At 73.0% G+C, this 21,278-nt stretch carries 20 protein-coding genes and 1 pseudogene; 15 read left to right on the top strand and 6 right to left on the bottom strand.

The genetic code is table 11. The features are described 5' to 3' along the window. Positions 1-46: 46 nt before the first annotated feature. Complete coding sequence (locus tag ACFCZ1_RS01155) at positions 47-1,468, bottom strand: PP2C family protein-serine/threonine phosphatase (RefSeq protein WP_376676213.1); 1,422 nt, start codon at positions 1,466-1,468, stop codon at positions 47-49. A gap of 728 nt (positions 1,469-2,196) precedes the next feature. On the opposite strand from ACFCZ1_RS01155, the gene ACFCZ1_RS01160 reads away from it, so the two are divergent. The 5 genes and pseudogenes from ACFCZ1_RS01160 (at position 2,197) to ACFCZ1_RS01180 (ending at position 6,703) form a co-directional block, all read left to right on the top strand. Then, the gene (locus tag ACFCZ1_RS01160) at positions 2,197-2,427 is read left to right on the top strand and encodes a hypothetical protein (RefSeq protein WP_376676214.1); all 231 of its coding nucleotides are present in this window, start codon (positions 2,197-2,199) and stop codon (positions 2,425-2,427) included. After that, positions 2,424-2,666, top strand: a pseudogene (locus ACFCZ1_RS01165) ((2Fe-2S)-binding protein); the annotation flags it as partial. The gene ACFCZ1_RS01160 and the pseudogene ACFCZ1_RS01165, both read left to right, overlap by 4 nt. A gap of 179 nt (positions 2,667-2,845) precedes the next feature. Then, the gene (locus tag ACFCZ1_RS01170) at positions 2,846-4,297 is read left to right on the top strand and encodes a PucR family transcriptional regulator (protein WP_376676215.1); all 1,452 of its coding nucleotides are present in this window, start codon (positions 2,846-2,848) and stop codon (positions 4,295-4,297) included. Between the two features lie 317 nt (positions 4,298-4,614). Then, the gene (locus ACFCZ1_RS01175; protein WP_376676216.1) at positions 4,615-5,853 is read left to right on the top strand and encodes an MFS transporter; all 1,239 of its coding nucleotides are present in this window, start codon (positions 4,615-4,617) and stop codon (positions 5,851-5,853) included. Positions 5,854-5,956: 103 nt separating this feature from the next. Next, on the top strand, positions 5,957-6,703 hold the full coding sequence (locus ACFCZ1_RS01180; RefSeq protein WP_376676217.1) for an MOSC domain-containing protein: 747 nt from the start codon (positions 5,957-5,959) through the stop codon (positions 6,701-6,703). Positions 6,704-6,723: 20 nt separating this feature from the next. Here ACFCZ1_RS01180 and ACFCZ1_RS01185 read toward each other — a convergent pair whose 3' ends face one another. Continuing rightward, on the bottom strand, positions 6,724-7,941 hold the full coding sequence (locus ACFCZ1_RS01185) for a helix-turn-helix domain-containing protein (RefSeq protein WP_376676218.1): 1,218 nt from the start codon (positions 7,939-7,941) through the stop codon (positions 6,724-6,726). Between the two features lie 202 nt (positions 7,942-8,143). Here ACFCZ1_RS01185 and ACFCZ1_RS01190 point away from each other — a divergent pair, with 202 nt between their 5' ends. Continuing rightward, positions 8,144-8,707, top strand: a complete 564-nt coding sequence (locus ACFCZ1_RS01190; RefSeq protein ID WP_376676219.1) for a TetR/AcrR family transcriptional regulator — start codon at positions 8,144-8,146, stop codon at positions 8,705-8,707. A gap of 91 nt (positions 8,708-8,798) precedes the next feature. Here the strand turns inward: ACFCZ1_RS01190 and ACFCZ1_RS01195 are convergent, their stop codons facing one another. Then, complete coding sequence (locus tag ACFCZ1_RS01195; protein ID WP_376676220.1) at positions 8,799-10,103, bottom strand: M48 family metallopeptidase; 1,305 nt, start codon at positions 10,101-10,103, stop codon at positions 8,799-8,801. 188 nt (positions 10,104-10,291) lie between these two features. On the opposite strand from ACFCZ1_RS01195, the gene ACFCZ1_RS01200 reads away from it, so the two are divergent. The 7 genes from ACFCZ1_RS01200 to ACFCZ1_RS01230 all read left to right on the top strand — a co-directional run bounded on the left by ACFCZ1_RS01200 (position 10,292) and on the right by ACFCZ1_RS01230 (position 17,233). Next, entirely contained in the window at positions 10,292-10,537 is a 246-nt protein-coding gene (locus tag ACFCZ1_RS01200) for a helix-turn-helix domain-containing protein (RefSeq protein ID WP_376676221.1), read from the top strand. Positions 10,538-10,697: 160 nt separating this feature from the next. Further along, entirely contained in the window at positions 10,698-11,117 is a 420-nt protein-coding gene (locus ACFCZ1_RS01205; protein ID WP_376676222.1) for a hypothetical protein, read from the top strand. Continuing rightward, positions 11,114-11,899, top strand: coding sequence for a transcriptional regulator (locus tag ACFCZ1_RS01210; protein ID WP_376676223.1), 786 nt, complete (start codon positions 11,114-11,116; stop codon positions 11,897-11,899). The genes ACFCZ1_RS01205 and ACFCZ1_RS01210 overlap by 4 nt, the downstream gene beginning before the upstream one ends. A gap of 71 nt (positions 11,900-11,970) precedes the next feature. After that, positions 11,971-12,417: a roadblock/LC7 domain-containing protein gene (locus ACFCZ1_RS01215; RefSeq protein ID WP_376676224.1), complete on the top strand. Its 447-nt coding sequence runs from the start codon at positions 11,971-11,973 to the stop codon at positions 12,415-12,417. A gap of 71 nt (positions 12,418-12,488) precedes the next feature. Continuing rightward, positions 12,489-12,863 (top strand): hypothetical protein, encoded by a 375-nt coding sequence (locus tag ACFCZ1_RS01220; RefSeq protein ID WP_376676225.1) that lies wholly within the window; start codon positions 12,489-12,491, stop codon positions 12,861-12,863. A gap of 169 nt (positions 12,864-13,032) precedes the next feature. Next, positions 13,033-16,617, top strand: coding sequence for a CDP-glycerol glycerophosphotransferase family protein (locus ACFCZ1_RS01225; protein ID WP_376676226.1), 3,585 nt, complete (start codon positions 13,033-13,035; stop codon positions 16,615-16,617). Between the two features lie 127 nt (positions 16,618-16,744). Next, entirely contained in the window at positions 16,745-17,233 is a 489-nt protein-coding gene (locus ACFCZ1_RS01230) for a VOC family protein (protein ID WP_376676227.1), read from the top strand. Between the two features lie 7 nt (positions 17,234-17,240). Here the strand turns inward: ACFCZ1_RS01230 and ACFCZ1_RS01235 are convergent, their stop codons facing one another. After that, positions 17,241-17,981 carry an NAD-dependent deacetylase gene (locus tag ACFCZ1_RS01235; RefSeq protein ID WP_376676228.1) on the bottom strand — a complete coding sequence of 247 codons (741 nt, stop codon included), beginning with the start codon at positions 17,979-17,981 and terminating at the stop codon, positions 17,241-17,243. A gap of 209 nt (positions 17,982-18,190) precedes the next feature. On the opposite strand from ACFCZ1_RS01235, the gene ACFCZ1_RS01240 reads away from it, so the two are divergent. Together ACFCZ1_RS01240 and ACFCZ1_RS01245 are read left to right on the top strand one after the other, a co-directional pair. Then, positions 18,191-18,622, top strand: coding sequence for a hypothetical protein (locus ACFCZ1_RS01240; protein WP_376676229.1), 432 nt, complete (start codon positions 18,191-18,193; stop codon positions 18,620-18,622). 91 nt (positions 18,623-18,713) lie between these two features. After that, the gene (locus ACFCZ1_RS01245; protein WP_376676230.1) at positions 18,714-19,565 is read left to right on the top strand and encodes a GNAT family N-acetyltransferase; all 852 of its coding nucleotides are present in this window, start codon (positions 18,714-18,716) and stop codon (positions 19,563-19,565) included. Between the two features lie 107 nt (positions 19,566-19,672). Here ACFCZ1_RS01245 and ACFCZ1_RS01250 read toward each other — a convergent pair whose 3' ends face one another. Together ACFCZ1_RS01250 and ACFCZ1_RS01255 are read right to left on the bottom strand one after the other, a co-directional pair. Beyond that, on the bottom strand, positions 19,673-20,116 hold the full coding sequence (locus ACFCZ1_RS01250; protein WP_376676231.1) for a subtilase-type protease inhibitor: 444 nt from the start codon (positions 20,114-20,116) through the stop codon (positions 19,673-19,675). A 529-nt stretch (positions 20,117-20,645) separates the two neighbouring features. Further along, entirely contained in the window at positions 20,646-21,110 is a 465-nt protein-coding gene (locus ACFCZ1_RS01255) for a Crp/Fnr family transcriptional regulator (RefSeq protein WP_376676232.1), read from the bottom strand. Positions 21,111-21,278: the final 168 nt, after the last annotated feature.

The following is a 21,278-nucleotide window of genomic DNA, read 5'->3' on the forward strand; positions in this document are numbered from 1 at the left end:
CGGCGCGGCCCTGAACCCGTACTGTTCCCCGCTCACGAGTTCCCGCTCACGAGCGGACCCGGGCCACCAGTACGCAGGCGTCGTCCTCGCGCTCGCTCTCGCCGAACTCCTCGATCACCAGCCGCACGCAGTCCTGGGCCGACCGCGCCGCCGTGAACCGGGGCGCGAGCGCCAGCAGCCGCTCGGCTCCGTCGGCCCTGCTGAACTCGATGCTGCGCGGCGTCAGTCCGTCCGTGTGCAGGACGAGTACGTCGCCGACCTCCAGGCGCTCCTCGGCCTGCCCGTACGAGGCGCCGGAGGTCGCGCCCAGGAGGATGCCGTCCGGCGGTGCCAGGGGGCGGCCGGAGCCGTGGCGGAACAGCAGGGGGGCGGGGTGTCCGGCCTGCGCCCAGGAGAGCACGCGGCGCGCGGGATCGTAGCGGCAGCAGACGGCCGAACCGAGCGCGGGTTGTACGGAGGTCTCCAGGAGCTGGTTGAGCCAGCCCATCAGGGGGCCCGGCTCGATGCCGGCCATGGCCATGCCGCGCAGGGCGCCGAGCATCATCGCCATTCCGGAGGTGGCGGTGACTCCGTGCCCGGTCAGGTCGCCGACCGTCAGCATCGATCGTCTGTCGGGGAGTTCGAGGGCGTCGTACCAGTCCCCGCCGATCAGCGCGCTGGTCGCCGACGGCAGGTAGTGCGCGGACACGTCGAGCGTTCCCGTGCTGCCGTACGGGAACCGCAGGGAGCCGCGCCACGGGGGGAGCACGGCTTCCTGCAGCTCGACCGCCAGCCGGCGCTCGGTCTGCGCGATCTCCCGCCGACGCCGCAGCGAGTCCCGTGACTCGCGCACCGCCCGCTGGCTCCGGCGCAGTTCACTCACATCCCGCAGCACGGCCCACATGGAGGCGGTGCAGCCGTCGGAGTCGAGCACCGGCTCGGCCCTCATGTGCAAGGTCCGGACCCTGCCGTCGGCCCGGACGATGCGGAATTCGCCGTCGATCGGCTTGCCGTCCACCAGGCAGGCGGTGACCCACGCGGTGAGGAGCGGCTGGTCCTCGGAGAACAGGGTGGAGCCCAGTTCGTCGAGCGGGAGGGCGCCCGCCTCGGGGGACCGGCCGAAGATCTGGAACAGTTCGTCGGACCAACTGACTTCGTCGGTCAGCAGGTTCCACTCGGCGCTGCCGACCCGGGTCGGCGCCTCGGGCCCGGATCCGGGCTCCGCCGAGGGAAGTTCGTCCGTCTCGGGCGAGGGCGGCAGGCCCTCCTTCAGCTGGCCGAGGTGCTCGCGGAGGTCGTCGAGGTGGTGGACGGCGAGGTCGCACAGAGCGCGCTGCCAGCGGCCCTGGGCGTCGTCGTCGTCGACGACGGTGTCGCGGCGGACCGCGTCCACGTCGCCCCGAAGCCGCCGGGTCTGCGAGATCAGTGCGTCCACCGGCCCCGGCTCGGGTGGTTGCGCGGGGCGGTCCGCGAACAAGTGGGACGGCATGAGAACTCCGATACAGGCGCGGCACGGCCAAGTCTGAAGGAAGGACCGATCACGACTGTGGCACAGGCCGCGACGGCCTGTAAGGAGTTTGGCAACATCCGTAAAGGACTTGCATGCGGCATATGCCAAGGGCCTCCCGGCATGGCTCCGTCTGTACGAATACTTCCGGCCATCCGCTGTGGGACGGTCGGCGGTGACGCCCTTCGTGCCGGTGTGCACGTCCATGAAGTTCGCCCTTGCCGCACCTCTCCGCACCTCTCCGCACCTCTCCGCACCTCTCCGCACCTCTCCGCACCTCTCCGCACGTCTCGCCGGGTACCGGGTCGGGCCGACTCGCCCCCGCGCCACCCGTGGCCTGAATCCTGCTGCTCCGCTGCGGTTCATCGCGCGTACGAACGAGGCGTGCGAGCGGGTCGGGCCGCAGGACGCCGTCACGCCTCCGGCGCGGTACCCCTCGAACGAAGGACCCCGCTCTGCGTCCGCGCTTCCCACTCCGCGAGGCGATCGCTACCCTACGTGTCGGTAACGAGCCGGGGAGGGTCCGCACGACCGGGCCCGTGCAGGGGTGGGACACAGCATCATGACCGGGCAGAGCCGCCGCAGCGAACGGAGCCGTCCGCGCCCCTGACGGCCGCACTGCCGACTACGGCTCCCTCGCCGCGGCCGCCGCCGACCCCGGTCTGACCGTCCTCGGCGCCACCCCGAAGAAGACCGCCGAGCACACCCTGGTGGGGCGGCCGACCAGCCGCGTCGACGCCCGCGCCATGGTCACCGGAGCCCAGCGGTACACCCTCGACCTCGACGTGCCCGGCGCCAAGCCCTGCGTGGTGCGCCGCCCGCCCACCCTCGGCGGCAGCGTGAAATCCGTCGCCAACACCGCCGCCGTCCGGGCCATGCCCGGCGTCCTGCACGTGGTGACCGTCCCGACCGGGGTCGCCGTCGTCGCCGAGACCTGGTGACCACCATCGAGGGGCTGGCGGACGGGGACGACCTGCACCCGGTGCAGGAGGCCTGGCTCGAACAGGACGTCGCCCAGTGCGGCTTCTGCCAACCCGGTCAGATCATGGCGGCCGTCGCGCTGCTCAAGCGGACCGGCGAACCCACGGACGAGGACATCGACGCCATCGCCAACATCTGCCGGTGCGGCACGTACGTCCGCATCCGGGAGGCCATCCGCAGCGCGGCCGCCAGGATGTGAGCGGCGGCGGACCCCGGTGCTTCCCCCGTACCGGGCGTATTGCGCCACCCGCTCCGGGATCCGGCCGCTCGTCCCCCAACCTATGCGGATGAGGAGCCGTTCGCAGGGTTCGCTGCGCCCAGTGACCTGCGAGACGGGTATCACTGCGCACAGTGTGCGGCGGATGGTTGAATGCGGCCGTGCCCCGGTCCGACGACATCCTCAAGGTCCACCGGCTCGCCCACACCGGGGGCTCGGCCGCACTGCTGGAGTGGCTCGCCTCCCGCCTGGGCGGCTGGGCGGGCGTGGTGGACGCCGGAGAGCAGGGGCGGGGGCCCCGGTCCGCCGTGCGGGGTGCCGCCGAGATGAGCGCCCGCGGTGTGCGGTCGGCCGTCCTGCACCACGGCGGCTCCACCACGCTGCTGTTCGCCCTGGACGGCGGGCGCAAGCTGGCCGCCGTACTGGAACAGCCCCACCATCCCGGCGCGGCCACGCTGCTCGCGGACGCCGCCGTACCGCTGGCCCTCGTCCTGCGCGCCGAGGAGGCCGCGCGGCGGGATGAGCGCACCCGCCTCGCCGAGTCGCGGACCCGGGAGGCGGTGCTGCACCTGCTGATGAACGGCCGGCTCTCCACCGCCCACCAGATCGCCGAGACGCTCGGGCCCTCGCTGCCCGAGCCGATGCGCATGTACGTCGTGGAATGCCGGACCGGCCGGCGCGGTGAAGTGGCCCGGCTGTGCGAGGAACTGACGGGCGGCCGGGCCTGGATCGTGCGCTGCCCGGTGTACGTACGCCACCTCATCGTGCTCGTCCCGGCGGACCTGGCGCAGGCCCCGACCGGTCATGATCCCCTGGCCGGGGCGCTGGTGGGGGTGGCCGCGGACTGTGCGGTCGGGGTCAGCGGGGAACTCGGCCTGCGCGAGGCTCCGGCCGCCTACACCGAGGCCTTCCACGCCCTGGCCGTCGCCCGCGGCCGCGGTGAACGGCACGCCCGCTTCGGGCCGGGCCCCGAACTGGCGCTCGCCGCCCACGGAGCCGGGTCAGGCTGGGCGGAGGACCTGCTGGCCCCCCTCCACACGCACGAGCCCCGGCGCCCCCAGGACCCCGGGGGCCAGGAGCTGCGGGCCACGGCCGACGCCTGGCTGAACTTCACCTCACGCGCAACCCGGCTGCTGAAGATCCACCGCAACACCCTCGCCGCCAGGCTCCGCCTGGTCGAAACGCTGCTCGGTCTGGACCTCGCACGTCTCGCGGACCAGGCCGCCCTCTCGCTGGCGCTGCGGCTGACCCCGGGCGGGTCGGCGGGCGGGCGCCAGGGCGCAGGCCGGGGCAGGGAGCCGGGCCGGGGCGCGGCGGTCGCCCCGGACCTCGACGAGGTGCTGCGTGATCCGCTCCTGACCGCCTGGGCCCGTTCCCATCTGGGCCCGCTGACCGGTCCGGGCGCGCCGCCCGGCGCCCGCGACACCGTCCGCGTCTGGCTGGCGCACGACGCCCAGCTCGTCCCGGCCGCCAGGGCGCTGGGCATCTCCGTGCCGGGCGCCCGCAAGCGGCTGTCCCGCGTCGAGGCGCTGCTGGAACGCTCCCTGCTCCAGTCCCCGAGCGCCCGCCACGACCTGTGGCTGGCACACCGGGCGGAGGAGCTCGCCGGGTGACACCGGCGACAGCAGGGGTGACCGGCGCGCAACGTCGACGATCATCCCTCCGTCAGGCGGGGGTTGCCCACCCGGCGTCCGTCCCGCTCGCACAGGCGTGGGGCGGCGGCCCGGTCGCCGCGGTGAACGGCATGCGGTGCGTCGTCCCGGTCCCGTCGGTGTGCGCACGCGGCGCCGCATCGACACGCTCGGCCGCTCCGCGTGCCGGATGCGTGTGGGAGGAACTTATGCCCAGCGTGAAAGGGTCGCAGCGGCGGGAAGGCGCATGGCGAAGATGAGGTCATGAAGCCCCCTCATCGCCCGGAAGCGCGGATACCATGCCCCTGAAACCGACGCACACGGTCCGTGCCTCGCCGTACTGGCCGGTGATCTCGCACCCGAGGCTGCGGCGGTTGCTACCGGGCTTCGCGGTCTCCTCACTCGGCGACGGCATGGCAGTGGTTGCCGTGAGCTGGCTGGCGATCGAGATCGCTCCAGCAGCGGAACGCGGAATGTGGGTTGCGCTGGCGGCTGCGGCCTACACGCTCTCGGGTGCCGTGGGCGCGGTGCTTCTCGGGCGACTCCTGCGGCATCGCTCCCCGGCCCAGCTGGTCGCCTGCGACGCACTGCTGCGAGCCACCGCCCTGGGTGCGATTCCCGCGTGTCACGCCTTCGGGATGCTGAGCATCGAGCTGTACGTCGTGCTGCTCGCGACGTCTTCCGTCCTTCACTCGTGGGGCCAGTCCGGCATCTACACGTTCCTGGCCCGGCTGCTTCCGGAGCGCGATCACCTGGCCGGCAATGCCGTCCTGTCCAGTGTCGGGTCGCTGTCCACCGTCTTCGGCCCGCCGCTCGCCGGCGCCCTCATCGTGTGGGGCGGCGCCGCGACCGTGATCGCGGTCGACGCGGCGACGTTCCTCGTCCTGGCCGCCACGTTCCTCTTCGGCGTCCCGCATGAGAACGTGCCCGCACCCGGGGAAGGCAGTTCGCGTACCGCGGGCTTCGCCGTCATCCGTCGCACACCGGCCCTGCTGGGCATGCTCAGCCTGAGTTTCGCCTTCTTCTGCCTCTTCGGCCCCGTGTACGTTGCACTGCCACTGCACGTGTCAGACGACCTGGGCAGCCCCGCCGGTCTGTTGGCCGCTTTCTACACCGCGTTCGGGGTCGGCGCCGTCCTCGGCTCCGTACTGACCGGATATGTGAGCCGCCTGCGGATGTGGCCGACCACGACCGGCATCGTCATCGCCTTCGGAGCCCTGCTGCTCCCCGCAGGTCTGGGAGCGCCCACGACCGCCGCTATCGTCGGCTTCGCCGCCGCCGGTCTGCTCTGGCCTCCGTACGCCTCGCTCTCCACCGCCCTCTTCCAACGCTCGGCCCCCCGGGAGCTGCTTCCCCAGACACTGGCCGCGAGCTCAGCGGTCCGGGTGCTCTCGGTCCCGCTCGGCACCGCGCTGGGCGGCCCGCTGGTCACCGTGTTCGGAGCCCGGGGAACCCTGTTGGTCTCGGCCGCCTCGATCACCGTTCTCGGTCTGGCCGCCGCCTGCGCCGCACACGTGGCCCAGAAGCGAGGGTCATGACTCATCGGCACCGCCGGCTGCAGCGGCGACGTGCCCTGTTCGCCGAGGTGGGTCAGGGCGCCATGGCGGCCGCGGTACCGCGCGGGCGCGCTACCGTCGCACCGTGGCGGAACTCATAGGTGTGATCGAGCGGTTGTGGCGGTACCCGGTCAAGTCGACGGGGGGCGAACGGCTGTGCAGCGCGGCGGTGGACCTGCGGGGCCTGGTGGGCGACCGGCTGTACGCGGTACGGGACGCGGACGGCAAGTTCGGCTCGGGCAAGAACACCCGCCGCTTCCGGCGCATGGACGGGCTGCTGCACCTGAGCTCCCGCTACCGGGACGGCGGCCGGAGGCCGGAACACCCGCAGGAACGGCAGGAACCGCGAGAACCGGAACTCATCGGCCCTCACGGACACACGGTGGCCGATCCCACGGCCTACCTCCGCGCGTACCTCGGCCGCGACGACGTGGAGCTGGCCCGCGAAGGCGGGGTCTCACATTTCGACCAACTGCCGCTCAGCGTCCTGACCACGGCCACCCTCGACTGGATCCGCCAGGAGGTTCCGGACGTACCGACCGACGAACGCCGCTTCCGGCCGAACCTCCTCCTGCGCACCCCGCCGGGTACCCCGCCGTTCGTCGAGGACGAGTGGATCGGGCGCGAGGCCCGCACGGGAGACACCCTTCGCATCGCGTTCCTTCGCTCCAGCGAGCGGTGTGTGATGACCAACCAGGCCCAGGGAGACCTTCCGCACTCGTCACGGATCCTGAAGGCCATCGCCACGGCCCACGACAACCGGCTGGACGTGCTCGCCGGCGTGATCGCACCGGGAACCATCCGCGTAGGGGACCCCGTATTGCTGGCCTGACCCGTACCGCCGGCCCGCCCTCACTTCGGATCGGCGCGGCCCCGGGGCGCGTGTGGCCCCGGAATCCGCTGGACCACCGCGGCGTGAGCCAGCGCCAGTTCCACCAGGTGCCGCGGGTCCGACAGGGAGCGCCCCGTCAGCTGCTCCACGCGGCGCAGCCGGTTGGAGACGGTGTTGCGGTGGCAGTACAGCCGCTGCGCGGCGAACGTCGTCGAGCCCTGACAGGCCAGCCAGGTGCCCAGGGTGGTCAGCAGCAGCCGGCGGTCCTCCACGGGCAGGGCCAGCACCGGGCCCAGCACCACCTGCCGCAGCCGCCCGGCGAGTTCGGTCTGGCCCGCGACCAGGGCCGCCGGCAGTCCTTCGTCGAGCAGGGCGGTGCGCGGGCCGCCGGACTCCGGGGCGGTACGCAGCGCGAGGGCGGCCAGCCGGTACGCCCGGGCCAGTTCGGCCGGGGCCTCCACGATCGGGCTGACGCCGGCGCGGACCCCGAGCGGCGCGAGCAGTTCCCGTACGGACTCCAGCGGGTGGTGGCCCAGCTCCACGAGGCCGGTCTCCGCCTCGGCGCGGATCCGCCACAGCACGCGCAGGTCCCCGGCCGCCGCTGTGGGCCTCTCCGCCGGCCGGGCGGAACCGTCCGCGGCGAGCACGACCACCGCGAAGCGGCCGCGCTCCGGGAGCCCCAGCCGCGCGGCGGCCTCCGCGGCGGCCTCCGCGGCGGCGGGACCCGCCGGGGCGGCGGCGCCGTCGAGCAGGGCGTCGAGCAGGGCCGCGCGGCGTTCCCGGTCACGGTCGGTGCGGGCGGCCTCCGTGCTGCGGTAGCCCTCGGACACGGCGTCCGTCATCTGGTCCACTACGTCCCACAGTGCGGTCGCGCCCGGCAACAGGCGGGGCAGCGCAGCCCGGTCGTGCGAGGCCACCGCCTCGGTGAGGGCCGTCCAGAGCAGCCGCCCGCCGCTGCGGTAGGTGCGCAGCAGCGGGGCGAGCGGCAGCCCCTGCTCGGCCCGGAGCGTGCCGGCGGCCCGGGCGTCGGCGAGCTCCACCGGCAGGCCCCGGGAGCTGCGGACCAGGCCCTCGACGGCCTGGCGGAGGCTGCGGTGGATCCGCTCGCGCAGCTCGGCCCGGCCGAGCTGGGCGGCGTACGCGGGATCCTCGGCCAGGGTCCGGTCGGCGAGCCGGTCCGCCGCCCGGGCGAGCCGGCGTGCCAGGTCCTCGCGTATCTCCTCGATGATCCGCTCCATGACGCGCAGCCTGACACGGGGGAGGGGGTGGTGGGGAGGGCCCGGACCGTGCGCATCCGCATCCGTGTACGCATCCGCTACCGTGAGCTGAGCACTGCATGTGCAGTGCTCACCGGTCGACGGGGCCGCTCACCCGGACCCGCGGCCGCCGCACCGCACACCGCACACCGCCCACGACCACCGACGACCCGAGGGACCGCTCATGCGCCAGAATCCGCAGCGCCGCGCCGCGCTGCTCGACGCCGCCATCGAAGTCATGGCACGCGAGGGTTCCCGCGGCCTGACGCTGCGCGCGGTGGACGGCGAGGCGGGCGTGCCGACGGGCACCGCCTCGAACTACTTCGCCAACCGGGCCCAGCTGCTCGTGCAGATCCTCCACCGCACCCGGGAGCGGCTGGTCCCGGACCCGGCCGACCTGGCCGGCCCACTGGACACCAAGGTGCTGCTCGGCCAGCTCCTGGACCGGATGCGGCGCGAGCGCAGCGTGCACATCGCGATGCTGGAGCTGCGGCTGGAAGCCACCCGCCGCCCCGAACTCCAGGCCGAAATGGCCGGGTTCCAGCGCGCCGAGCTGGAGGCCAACATCAACTGGCACCTGGAGGCGGGCCTGCCGGGGGACCGGCAGGGGGTGGTGCTGCTCTACCTTGCGATGCTGGGTCTGATCGTGGACGACCTGACCGTGCCGACGCTGCTGGAGGGCTACCCGGTGGAGACGCTCATCGAGACGATGGCCGAGCGCCTCCTCCCGGAGCGGCCCGCGGACTGACCTCCCGGCGCGCCCGGTACACCGCGCACCCACGGGGCGCACCGCGCGCACCGGGTCCGCCGTGCGCACCGCGCGCACCGGGTCCGCCGGATCAGCCCGCGAAGTCGCGGATCACCTGGCGGGCCAGCGCGGCGCGCGCCGGAGCCAGTTCGGCGCCCACCGCGTCCTCCCGGGAGCCGTCGCAGACGACCTGGGCCGGATACGGGCCGCCCGCAGCCGCGCACCGGCGCCGCAGGTGGGTCGGCGGATGGGTGGAGTCGACGCTGTGCCCGCGCCGCGCGGCGACCCGGCGCAGCCGCTCGTACTCCCGCTCCGGTACGGCGCCGACGTGCGCCGCCAGTCGCTCCCACAGCCCCTGTTCCGCCTTGTCGCGGTCCTCCCGTCCGCCACGTCCGCCCCGCATCTGCGCGGCCACCGACTCGCGCCGCAGCTCGGGAGAGACCGAACCCGTCACGAGGAGCCGGTCCAGCAGAGCGACGGCCGCCGCCGTGGACCCGGCCCGGGCCGCACTCGTGTCGGCCAGGTACTCGGCCCGCTGGGATGCCCGCAGCGTCAGCTGGTCCAGCAGGTGGAGCAGCCCGTACACAGCCCACCGCGGCAGGAACGTCACGGCGTTGACGAACCGTTCCTGCAAGGTCCGGGCGGGGGTCGGCGTCAGCATGTCGAACCAGACCGACAGGGAGCGCAGCGCGCCGTTGGTGACCCAGCCGCGCCGTACGTCGCCATGGGCGAAGTGGCCCAGCTCGTGGCCCAGCAGCGCCACCCGCTCCTGCGGCGTGAGGATCTCCCAGAGCCCGAGCCCGAGATACAGCACACGACGCTGCCGCAGGCCGTAGGCGGTCACCGCGGCGTTGGCGGCCGGTTCCACCACCACGGTGTGCACTCCGGTGGTCCCGACCACGGCCCCGACCTCGTCGATGAGCTCGAACAGCCGCGGCGCGTCCGCCCGGTGGAGCGTCAGCGCGTCCTTCGGCAGCCGCCCCGGGCGCGGCCGCAGCACCGACGCGAGCACCAGCAGCAGGACCCCGATCGCCGGCTGCGCCCCGGTCTCCCAGCCGAGAACGATCAGCAGCACCCCGGCCACCACCAGGAACACGGTCACCCCGTGCACCAGGAGCGAGATGGTGAAGGCCAGAGCGGTCGCCCCGTCCCGGGCCCGCGGCGCACCACCGGCGGCCCCCCGTTCCATCTCGGCCGCCAACTGCTCGCCGTACGCCCGCGCGAGGCGCCGCCGGACCGTCGCGATCCGGCCGGATTCCGGTTCCGGCGCGCCGGGATCCACGTTCCAGTCGCAGGCCCCGCACCATTCGACGTACCGCTCGTCACGGGGTACCGCGGTCCCGCACTCCGGGCACTCCCGGGCCGGTGGCGCCGCCACCCCGATGCCGATCTCCATGTTCCCTCCCCGCCACGATCCTTCTGGATCCGTGGTCGGGGCAGCTTAGGCGGGGGCCCTCCGCCCGCCGCGGCCGGGCCGGGGTGCGGTGATCTTATGCTCAGGTTTACGCGAGTCAGCTGGTTTTGCGGCAGTGGAGCGACTTGGATGGGTCCGCCAGGCCTCGCACCGGAGCAGGGGGACCACCCATGGGCACCGAGCACCACAGCCAGAAGGACAGCACACCCACCCTGATCGGTTCCGTGCAGCGCGCGCTGCGCCTGCTGGAAGCGATGTACGCGGAAGGCGGGGTGACGGCCAAGCGGCTCGCCCGGCTCACCGGCATCCCCTTGCCCACGGTCTACCACTTGCTGCGCACCCTGAGCCATGAGGGCTATGTTCAGCGCGAGGGCGGCTCGTTCCGGCTCGCGGATGATCTCCCGCTCGCTTCGTGATCAAAAGTGGACGGGTTCCGGCCAAGCTCTCACGCCCATCCGTGCATGTTCCAGCGGAAAATGCCAGAACACCCTTTCGCAGTGTGGAAGTTGAGTAAGTTCCCTCATGTCGCGCCGTACGACCGTGCACCCCGCACGTCCGGCCGGGAGGGGAGCCCGCGTGCCCGGGATCGACGAATGCCTGCTCGAAGCCATGGCCTTGCCTGGTGCGCGGGGGGCCGCGCTGGTCGACTGGAGCAGCGGACTGGCCCTCGGCACCGCCGGGGACTCGCCCGTGGGCGACCACGAGACCACCGCCGCCGAAACCGCCGAGCTGGCCCGGGCGGCCGCCGAGTACGAGTCCTTCGCCCCGGCGGAGTCCGATCAGATACCCGGTGACGGGTCCGGCAGACCGCCCGCGGGTCCGCCCGTCGAGGATCTGATCGTCACCACCCGCACCGGCTACCACGTGCTGCGCTTCGTCGAGACGAGCTTCGACAGCAGCGTCTTCCTGCACCTGTGGCTCGACCGCGCCGACGGCAACCTCGCCCTGGCGCGGCACAGGCTCCGCGCCCTCGCCGAGGGGCTGGTGCTCAGATGACCACCCCGGTCACCACCATCGGCGTCGCCGTCTCCCCCCTCCTCACCCGGCTCGCCGCCGAACGCGCCACCGGCGCGCTGTTACGTGACCGGGGCACGCTCTTCCTGGAGAACGGACGCATCGTGCACGCCGAGAGCCCGGCCACCCCCGGCCTCGACGTACTGCTCACCACCGGCGGCGGCCTCGCCCCCGAGCGCTGGCGCGAGGCCGTGGACCGGGCCGGCGCCCGCCGCCAGGTCGCCCGCTTCCTCGTGGACAGCGGCGGCCTCGCGGGCGGGGAGCTGGAGATCTGCCACCTCGCGGCCATCTTCGACGCCGCCTTCTTCGCGCTCTCCCCGGGCAGCGGCCCCTCCCGCTTCCGCCGCGGAGCCACCCACTGGATCGGCTCCGTCCGCTCCGTCCCGGCCGCCGCCGTGGAGCGCGAGACCCGGCGCCGCCGGGAACTGCTCGACGCGGTCTGGCCGTACCCGCTGCTGGACACCTCCCCGGTCGTGCCGAGGCAGGCCGTCCCCGGCCAGACGATCACCGCCCGGCAGCGGATGCTGCTGCACCAGGCCGACGGCGTACGCACCCCGGCGGACCTCGCGTGGGTCCTCGGCCGGCCCGCCTTCCACACGCTGCTCGACGTACGGCGCCTCGCGGCGGCCGGACTGGTCGAGACCCCGCACATCCCGGCCCCGCCGCCGGTCGCGGACCCCCTGCCCGACTGGATGACCCAGGCCCAACCCCCGGACGTGGCGCTGCTCCGCCGGTTACGCGACGCACTGGAGGCAAGTCTGTGAGGCTCCCGCTGCGACCGGCCCTGCGCGCCGACCGCTCCGAGCGGAGGCAGCCTGAAAGGAGAAAGGCCGACATGAGCACGGTGCCTCCCGAGGCGGAGGCCGAGATAGTCGCCGAGCTCCGCAGGCTGCGGGCCCGAGTGCCCCAGCTCACAGGCGCCCTCGCCGCGAGCGCCGACGGCCTCGTACTCGCCCAGGACAGCGCCGCCTCCGAAGCCGAGACCGTCGCGGCACTGACCGCGGCAGCCCTCGGCGTCGCCCAGCGACTGAGCGACAGCACCGGGCAGGGCGGATTCCGCGAACTGCTGGTGCGCGGCGAGCACGGCTACGTGGCCACCTACGCGGCCGGCGAGGCGGCCGTCCTCACCCTGACCGCGGAGCCGCGCGTCAACGTCGGCCGGCTCCACCTGGAGGCCCGGCGCTCCAGCCTGCGCATAGGCGAGCTCATCGACCGCACCCTCGGGCGGCGGGGCACCGGTGTACCGCCCCTTCCCCCGCTGCCGCCCGCTCCGCCCGCCTGACGCTCCGCACGACGACAACCGACTGCACCGCAACCAGAACAACCACAGCGAACACGAAAGAGGAACCACTCATGGCAAACGTCGAGACCGCGCTCAAGGAAGCCACCACAATCATCGACGGCGCGCTCGGCGCCGCCCTGGTCGACTACGGCAGCGGCATGGCCCTCGGGACCATCGGCGGTGGCAAGGACCTCGACCTCGGGGTCGCCGCCGCGGGCAACACGGACGTGGTGCGCGCCAAGGTCCGCACGATGGAGATGCTCGGCCTCCAGGACGAGATCGAGGACATCCTCATCACGCTGGGCGGCCAGTACCACCTGATCCGTCTGCTGAAGGGCCGGGGCACCTCGGGCTTCTTCCTCTACCTCGCCCTCGACAGGGGCCGGGCCAATCTCGCGATGGCCCGCCACCAGCTGAAGAGGATCGAGGCCGACCTGGAGATCTGAGCCAGGGCCGCGTCGTCGAGGTGGCGGGCGGCTTAAATCTTTGCCGTCCGCCCCGGCGATCAGCTGTGGTATGCCCGATAAGGGAGGAGTCCATGATTCCGTCACCTAGTAGGATGCTGTGAGTAGCTGATCATCGATAAAGCACCAAACGCTGGAGAACCCGCCACCCATGCCCCCGCGCCTGAGCATCGTCGTCCCCGTCTACAACGTCGAGCTCTACCTCGACGAGTGCCTGGAATCCATCGCCGCTCAGACCTTCGGCGACTTCGAGGCCATCCTCGTGGACGACGGGTCCACGGACACCAGCGCCGTCATCGCCAAGGCCTTCGCCGCGCGGGACAAGCGCTTCCGGGTCGTGATGCAGGAGAACGCCGGCCTCGGCGCCGCACGCAACGTCGGTGCCCGGCACGCCCACAAGGACAGCGAGTACCTGGCTTTCGTCGACAGTGACGACACCATGCCGGACTACGCCTACCAGCGGCTGATCGACGCCCTCGACGAGACGGGCTCGGACTTCGCCGGCGGTAACGTGAAGCGCTTCCGCTCCGTCGGCATGCAGCAGTCCTGGGGCCACCGGGCGGCTTTCGCGAAGACCCAGCTGAAGACCCACATCTCCAAGTTCCCGGCGCTGGTCACCGACCGCACCGCGTGGAACAAGGTCTACCGGCGCACCTTCTGGGACGAGCACGGCTTCCAGTACCCGGAGGGCATCCTGTACGAGGACGCCCCGGTCAGCATCCCGGCGCACTACTTCGCCTCCAGCGTCGACATCCTCAGCGACTGCGTCTACCACTGGCGCGTGCGCGAGACCGGCGAGCGCTCCATCACCCAGCGCTCCACCGACCCGGTCTCCCTCATCGACCGCGTGAAGTCCGTCCGCCTGGTCCGCGAGTCCCTCAAGGCCAAGCAGGGCGCCAAGTACACCCGCTACCTGCGCGACTACGACTACAACGTACTGAGCGAGGAACTCCCGCTCATCTACAAGTACGTCGGTGAAGGCGGCGCCGACTTCCGCGCCGCGTTCGTCAAGGAGGTCGGCGGCCTCATCCGGGAGATCGGCACCGGCCCCTGGTCCGACCTGACCGTCGCCGACCGCCTCAAGGCGTTCCTGGCGAGCGAAGGCCGCGTCGAGGACTTCATCGCCCTCCAGGACCACCAGCGCGACTACCACTACAGCGTGCCCGTCAAGGGCATCGCCCGCCCGCAGGCGGACTACCCCTTCCTGCAGGGCCGCCCGCCGGTCCCCGCCAAGATCCTCACGCTCGGCCCGCGCGAGCGCCGCGTCGTCAGCCGCCTGGAGCAGGCGGCCTGGGCGGACGGCAAGCTGCTCCTGCGCGGCTACGCCCTGCCCGGCCACCTCGGCGCGGAGAGCCGCCTCGGCTCCCGCAAGATGCTGGTGTTCCGCGAGGGCGGCAAGCGCCGCCGCTCGGTCGTCAGCACCCGTACGGTCGCCTCCCCGATGGCCACGGTGAACGCCCCGCACCTCGCCCTGAAGCACGCCGACTGGGCCGGCTTCACCGCCGTCGTCGACCCCTCGGTCTTCCAGTCGGGCGGCACCTGGCGCGAGGGGATATGGACCACCTCCGTCGCCGTCACCGGGGCCGGCGGCCTGCACCGCGCCCGCCTCAAGGGCGGCGAGAACGACACCGGCCAGAACCCGCCCGCGCACTGGGTGGCCCCGGACGTCCGGATCGTGCCGGCCGTCTCCGGCTCCCTCACCATCCAGGTGGAGATCGTCCGCGCCCGCGCCCTGGACGTACGGCCCGCCGGCGACGCCGCCCTGATCAGCGGCGAGCTCTCCGCCGAGGCCAACGGCGCCACCACCCTGCAGGCCGTGCACGTCAGCACCGGCACCGTCCTCGCCTTCCCGCTGGAGACCGCCGCGGGCACCCCGGCCGGCGCCGGCCGGATCCCCTTCACCGCCCGTGTGCCGCTGGCCGACCTGGCCGCCGTGCCGGACGCCCCGTGCGAGCCCGGTGAGTGGACCCCGGAGCCGTGGAGCCTGTCCGTGCTCGGCGCCGACGGCACCGAGCACCGCCTGGCCCACGACGAGCGCGGCGGTTTCAACGGCCTGGTCCTGCCCCTGCCCGGCGAGGAGGCGGACCGCGCACTGTTCGCCAAGCGCGGCAACACCGGACACCTGACCCTCTCCGTGCAGCCCTCGCCGCCGCTGATCGACACCGTCGAGACCAAGGACGGCACCGTCACCCTGAAGGGCCGGTTCGCCGCGCCGACCGACGAGCCGTACGAGCTCGTCCTCCACAACGCGCACGGCACGGAGTTCAGCTACCCCGTCACCCGCGACGGCGACAGCTTCGAGACCACCTTCGAGCCCGTCCTCCCCGAGCCGTACGCGGGCCGCACCACGCTCCCCGAGGGCCGCTGGTGGCCCACGCTGCGCCCGGCCGCCCAGGGCGGGACCACCGCCGGCCTCCTCGGCGTCGACCGCGGCGCTCCCGTGCAGATGGGCCCCGGCCAGCTCTTCGCCGGCCCGCACCCCCTCACCACGCAGGGCCGCCGGATGCGGGTCGAGACCCGCTTCTACGACCGCATGGTGCTGGTCGCCGACCCGCTGCTCAGCCCGCACGACCGCTCCCGCTACGCCCAGCGCGTGGCCCGTTTCGAGACCTACCCGGCGCAGCGCGCCCTGCCGGTCAAGGACGTCGTCGTCTACGACACCTTCCAGGGGAACGGCGCCGGCGACTCCCCCCGCGCCATCCACGAGGAACTGCTGCGCCGCGGCGAGAAGCTGGAGCACATCTGGCTGGTGCGCGACGGCCGCGCCGAGGTCCCGGCGACCGCACGCGCCGTGCAGCACGGCAGCGTGGAGTCCTGGGAGCTGCTGGCCCGCGCCCGCTACTACGTGACCAACGACAACGTGCCGCAGCACTTCGAGCGCCGCGCCGGTCAGGTCGTCGTCCAGACCTGGCACGGCACGCCGATCAAGCAGATCGGCCACGACTTCGTGCACGACTACTACACGAGCCCCGAGATCCTGGAGGGGCTGGCGCACGACAGCGCCCAGTGGACCCTGCTCGCCTCCCCGAGCTCGTACGCGACGCCCCTCCTCAAGCGCGCCCTCGGCTACGACGGCGAGGTCATCGAGGCCGGCAGCCCGCGCACGGACGCACTCGTACGTCCCGACGCCGAGCGGATCGCCGAGGTCCGGCGTCGGCTCGGCCTGCCCGAGGGCAAGAAGGTCGTCCTCTACATGCCCACGTGGCGCGAGAACTGCGAGGGCTGGTCGGGCGGGTACAAGCTCGACCTGCGGATCGACCTGGACCAGGCACGCCGCGAGCTGGGCGAGGACCACGTCCTGCTGATCCGTGGCCACCACCACGTGGGCGAGCAGGTCCGCGAGGGCGTCCGCGACGGCTTCGTCGTCGACGTCTCCCGCTGGCCCGACGCCGCCGACCTGTTGCTCGTCGCCGACGTGCTCATCTCGGACTACTCCTCCGCGATCTTCGACTTCGCGCTCACCGACCGGCCGATCCTGCTCTTCACGTACGACCTGGAGCACTACAAGGGCACGCTGCGCGGCTTCAACTTCGACCTGGAGGAGAAGGCGCCCGGCCCGCTGCTGGCGGACTCGGCGAGCCTGATCGAGGCCGTACGCAACGCGGACGCCGTCGGCGAGCAGTACGCGCAGGCGCGGGCGGCGTTCCGCGACGAGTTCTGCGACCTGGACGACGGCCGCGCCACCGAGCGTGTCGTCGACCGCATGCTCGCGATGGGCGCGGAGCCCGCGAAGTAGGCCGTCCGGGCGAAATCCCGGCCGAACACAGACCGGCCCCGGGCCCACCGATGAATTTCGGGCCCGGGGCCGGTCTGTATGTGAGGGGCGGCAACCACCGTCCACACGCACCGGCCTGGAGGCAGAGATGAGCGGCAACGGTTTCACCACGTGTCTGTGGTTCGACGGCGACGCGGAAGCAGCCGCCGCGTACTACGTGTCCGTCTTCAAGGACGGCAAGATCGGCCGGACCAGCCGCTATACGGAAGCGGGCCCCGGGCAGGCGGGCTCGGTGATGATCGTCGAGTTCGAGATCAACGGGCAGAGGTTCGTCGGCCTCAACGGCGGACCGCAGTTTCCCTTCACCGAGGCGATCTCCTTCCAGATCCACTGCGCCGACGAGCCCGAGGCGGACTACTACTACGACGAGCTGACCAAGGACGGCGGCACGGAGTCCGCCTGCGGCTGGGTCAAGGACAAGTTCGGGGTGTCCTGGCAGGTCATCCCGCCCGGTGCCATCGACGCGATCAGCGACCCGGACCCGGAGCGGGCCGCCCGGGCCGCCGCCGCCATGATGAAGATGAAGAAGCTGGACGTGGCGGAGCTGCGCCGGGCGGCCGACGGCTTCTCGGGCTAGGGGGTGCCTAGACCGTTTCCCGTCCGGCCGAGATCCGGGCCAGGAGCGCGGGCAGCGCGGTCCCGATCGGCTCGCGGATCACCTCGTCGGCGAGCGGGTCGTACGGGGTCTCCTCGGCGTTCACGATGATCAGCCGGGCCCCGGCCTCCGCCGCCATCCCGGCCAGCGAGGCGGCGGGCTGCACCTGGAGCGTCGAGCCGACGGCGACGAAGACCTGACACCCCTTGGCCACCGCCATCGCCTGTCCCAGCACCTGCGGGTCGAGCCGCTCGCCGAACATCACGGTGGCCGCCTTGAGGATCCCGCCGCACCGCAGGCAGGCGGGATCCGGCTCCCCGGCGGCGACCCGGGCCAGCGCCCCGTCCATGTCCGACCGGGCACGGCAGGCGGTGCACACCACCGACCGGGCGGTGCCGTGCAGCTCGAACACCTTGCGCGCGGGCATCCCGGCGAGCTGGTGCAGCCCGTCCACGTTCTGCGTGATCACCCGCACCGGGGTGCCGCCGCGCTCCAGCTCCGCCACGGCCAGGTGCGCGGCGTTCGGCCGCGCCCCGAGCGCCCCGAGCTCGGCGCGCATCAGCCAGGACCGGCGCCGGATCTCCGGATCGGCCATGTAGTACGAGTAGGTCACGAGCTTCTCGGCGTCGGGCTCGCGGCGCCACAGCCCCTGCGGCCCCCGGTAATCGGGAATCCCGGAATCGGTGGACATCCCGGCCCCACTGAACACTGCGACGAGCGGTTTCCCCATGCGCCGAGCCTATGTACGGGGCCGCCGCGGACGCGACCGCATTTATCCGTTCACCCGTCCGCCGCCCGTCCGCGCCTCCCGTCGATCAGGGCGGGGACCGGTGCGCCCGGGGCCGGAGGGCCGTTTCTGCGGTGAATCCCGACCTCCAGAGGGGTGAGATCCGGACCGGGCCCCTGCCCTCGGCACCGACACGCGGGTACATACCGGACATGAAGCTCAAGCCGTACAGCCTTGGCGCCCTGCTGCTGACCCTGCTGGCGCCGGTGGCCCTGTCGCCCGTTCCCGCCCTCGCCGCGCAGCCGGCCGTCCCGGCCCCGCCGCAGCACACCGCTGACGCGATCAGCCGCTTCCTCGCCGACTTCTACGGCCAGCACGGCCCGTCCCACCAGGACCGCGAGAGCCGCGTCTCGCAGGTGCTCAAGGACAGGCAGAAGGAGACCCCGGAGGTCGACGTCCTGCTCTGCGCGCAGAACGAACCGCAGGACATCGGCGTCGGCCCGGTGACCGTCGCCCAGTCGGCCGCCGTCGGCTGGGCCACCGTCACCACGCACTGGGAGTCCGGGCACACCGACACCTTCACCGCCTACGTACGCCTCGACTCCGAGCCCATCCGGCTCGACGACGTGATCTGCGCGGGCTGAGACCGCCGCGCGCCGCAGGCCGGGCGCAGGGCTCCCAGTGGCTCGACAAGCCCCGCTGCACGGCCTTCGGCCGTCTGGTACAACACCGGGCATGACGGGATTCGAGATCACCGGCGCGAGTGCCGCCGACATGGAGATGATCCGCGGCTGGGCCGACGAGGAGGGCTGGAACCCGGGAGACACGGACCGGTTCGCCTTCGCGGTCGCCGACCCGGAGGGCTTCCTCGTCGGCCGGCTCGACGGCGAGCCGGTGGCCTGCGTCTCCGCGGTCCGCTACGGCGCGGGCTTCGGGTTCATCGGCTTCTACATCGCCCGGCCCGCCTTTCGCGGGCAGGGGTACGGCATCAGGCTCTGGCACGCCGCGATGGAGCGGCTGGAGGGGCGGCTCATCGGGCTGGACGGGGTCGTCGAGCAGCAGGACAACTACCGTAAGTCCGGATTCCGTCCGGCCTGGAACAACGTCCGCCACGAAGGTGTCCCGCAGGGCGCCGGTGAGGGCGCCGGCGCCGGGGTCGAGGTGGTCGACGCGGCCACGCTGCCCTTCGGGCAAATCGCCGCCTACGACCGCCGGTTCTTCCCCGAGGCGCGCGACGCCTTCCTCTCCGCCTGGACCGCCCTGCCCGGCCGGACGGCACTGGCTGCCGTCCGCGACGGCCGGATCGAGGGGATCGGCGTCATCCGGCCGTGCAGCGGAGCCTCCCGCATCGGCCCCCTCTACGCGGCCACCCCCGGCATCGCGGCCACCCTGCTGCGCCGGCTCGCCGAGCACGCGCCCGGCGGTCTGGTCAGCGTGGACGTGCCGGACGCGAACCCGGGAGGCGTCGCCCTGTTCGAGGGCCTCGGGCTGGTCCCCACCTTCGAGGCCGCCCGGATGTACACCGGCCAGGCCCCCGAGCTCGAACTGGCCGGGATCTATGGCGTCACCAGCCTCGAACTGGGCTGACGTCCCCGCGTGCCGGTCGCGGCCGGCCCCGGCCGGGCGGCGGTCGGCGTGCCGCCCGGCCGGTCACCGCACGCGCTGAGCGCGCGTCAGGTCGCACGGGGTGTGCGTCAGAAGTTGAACAGGACGCCGTTGGCGCTACGCAGACCGCACGGGTTGCCGAAGACGTGGTCGTAGTTCAGCCGACGGCCCTGCCACACCCCGTCGACCGTGACCGTCATGGGGTTCCACTCCTTGGTGCACGCGGTGTCGGGCCCGGGCGCCGCGAGGACGTCCAGCCGTGTCGCGTGCGCACGTAATTCGGCGCACGCGCCGACCGGGTTCGGGTGCGTCCCGCCCGGCGTCGGCGCGCAGACCAGTGTCACCGCGCGCAGTACCGTACCGGTCGCGGTGTCGTCTCCGGCGGTCACCCCGAGCACGAGCGCGGACGGGGCGTACAGGCTTTCCGTGCCGGAAGGAGCGGCTCCAGCCGCTCCCGGCCAGGCCAGCGCAGTGAGCGCGGTAAGCGCCATGGCGGCGGAACCGAGCCCGAGACCCCTGGTGATGGACCGCATTTCGAACACTCCCTTGGGTTGTTGTTTCGGATAGCGGACACGAGTCTTGCCCACACGGGCCGTGAACGCCCGTTCGGACCCCTATTTCACGTCACGTATCGTGTACGGATGACTGCAGACCGCAGCGGTGTCATGCGGTCTGACCAGTGCGGCAGCGGGCGGGCGAATCGGCCGAACACCGACCGGGAGACACGCGTGAAACCTTTGCGAAAAGGTCCGTGCCGGGTTCCGGGCCCGGTTCCGGATCGGGTTCCGGGTCCGGGTTCCGGGTCCGGGTTCCGGACCTCCGCCGGGGTGGGGTCGACCGTACCTGCAGGCTTCGCCCGGACCCGCCTGCGTCGGGCGGCGACAGCCCGCGGGCTGTCCCGTGAGCGAGTCCCGGCGGGTCGGCGCACGGCGTCAGAAGCGGTGCATCGCAGGGCGGAGGGCCGCGGCTCGTCTGCCGGACGTACCGGCACGGCACCGCACTGCACCGGGGCGAGGTGCCGTGCCGGGCGCCGCGGGCCAGGCGCTACTTTGACGACAGGGTCTACGCGCTGCGCCCCGCGGCGCGCGGGGCGTAGAGGTCGAGGAGACGGGTGCGGGTCTGCTGCAGCCGAATCGCGAGGACGCGCCCGACCCAGTGGCCGATAGCGGATCCGAACGCGGGATCGGCGTCCATGAGCAGCCGCACGCTCTGGCCGTCGAACTCGAACGCCCGCACCGGCGTCATCGCCTCGGCGCTCAGTTGCCACACGTACGGCGGGAAGAGCCACGACCAGCCCACCAGCTCACCGGGGCCGAGGTTCTCCACGGGTGTGGGCCGACGGCCGGCGCCGGGGATCTGCAGGGTCACCGTGCCGGAGCGCACGATCCAGAAGGACTCCGCCGGGGAGCCTTCGTCGAAGATCCGAGCGCCTTCGGGGAAATTGACCTCGCGGGCCTGGGCCATCAGTCGGCCGCGATGCTCGGCGGACAGCACGGCAGCCATCCGGACGGGGGAAGGTGTGCTCACGACGGCCTCCGATCACGACCCCCCACGGCGCACTGCTACCCCCAGTGTCGCCGACGCGCGCCCCATCGAGACCGCAGCGGACGGTGCTTCTTCCGGACCGGCCCCATCCGGCCGGTCCCGGCCGCCCCGCCGGCCCCGCCCGCCCCGCCGGTCCCGCCCGCCCCGCCG

It is taken from the genome of Streptomyces sp. NPDC056224 (assembly GCF_042267665.1).
Classification (GTDB): Bacteria; Actinomycetota; Actinomycetes; order Streptomycetales; family Streptomycetaceae; genus Streptomyces.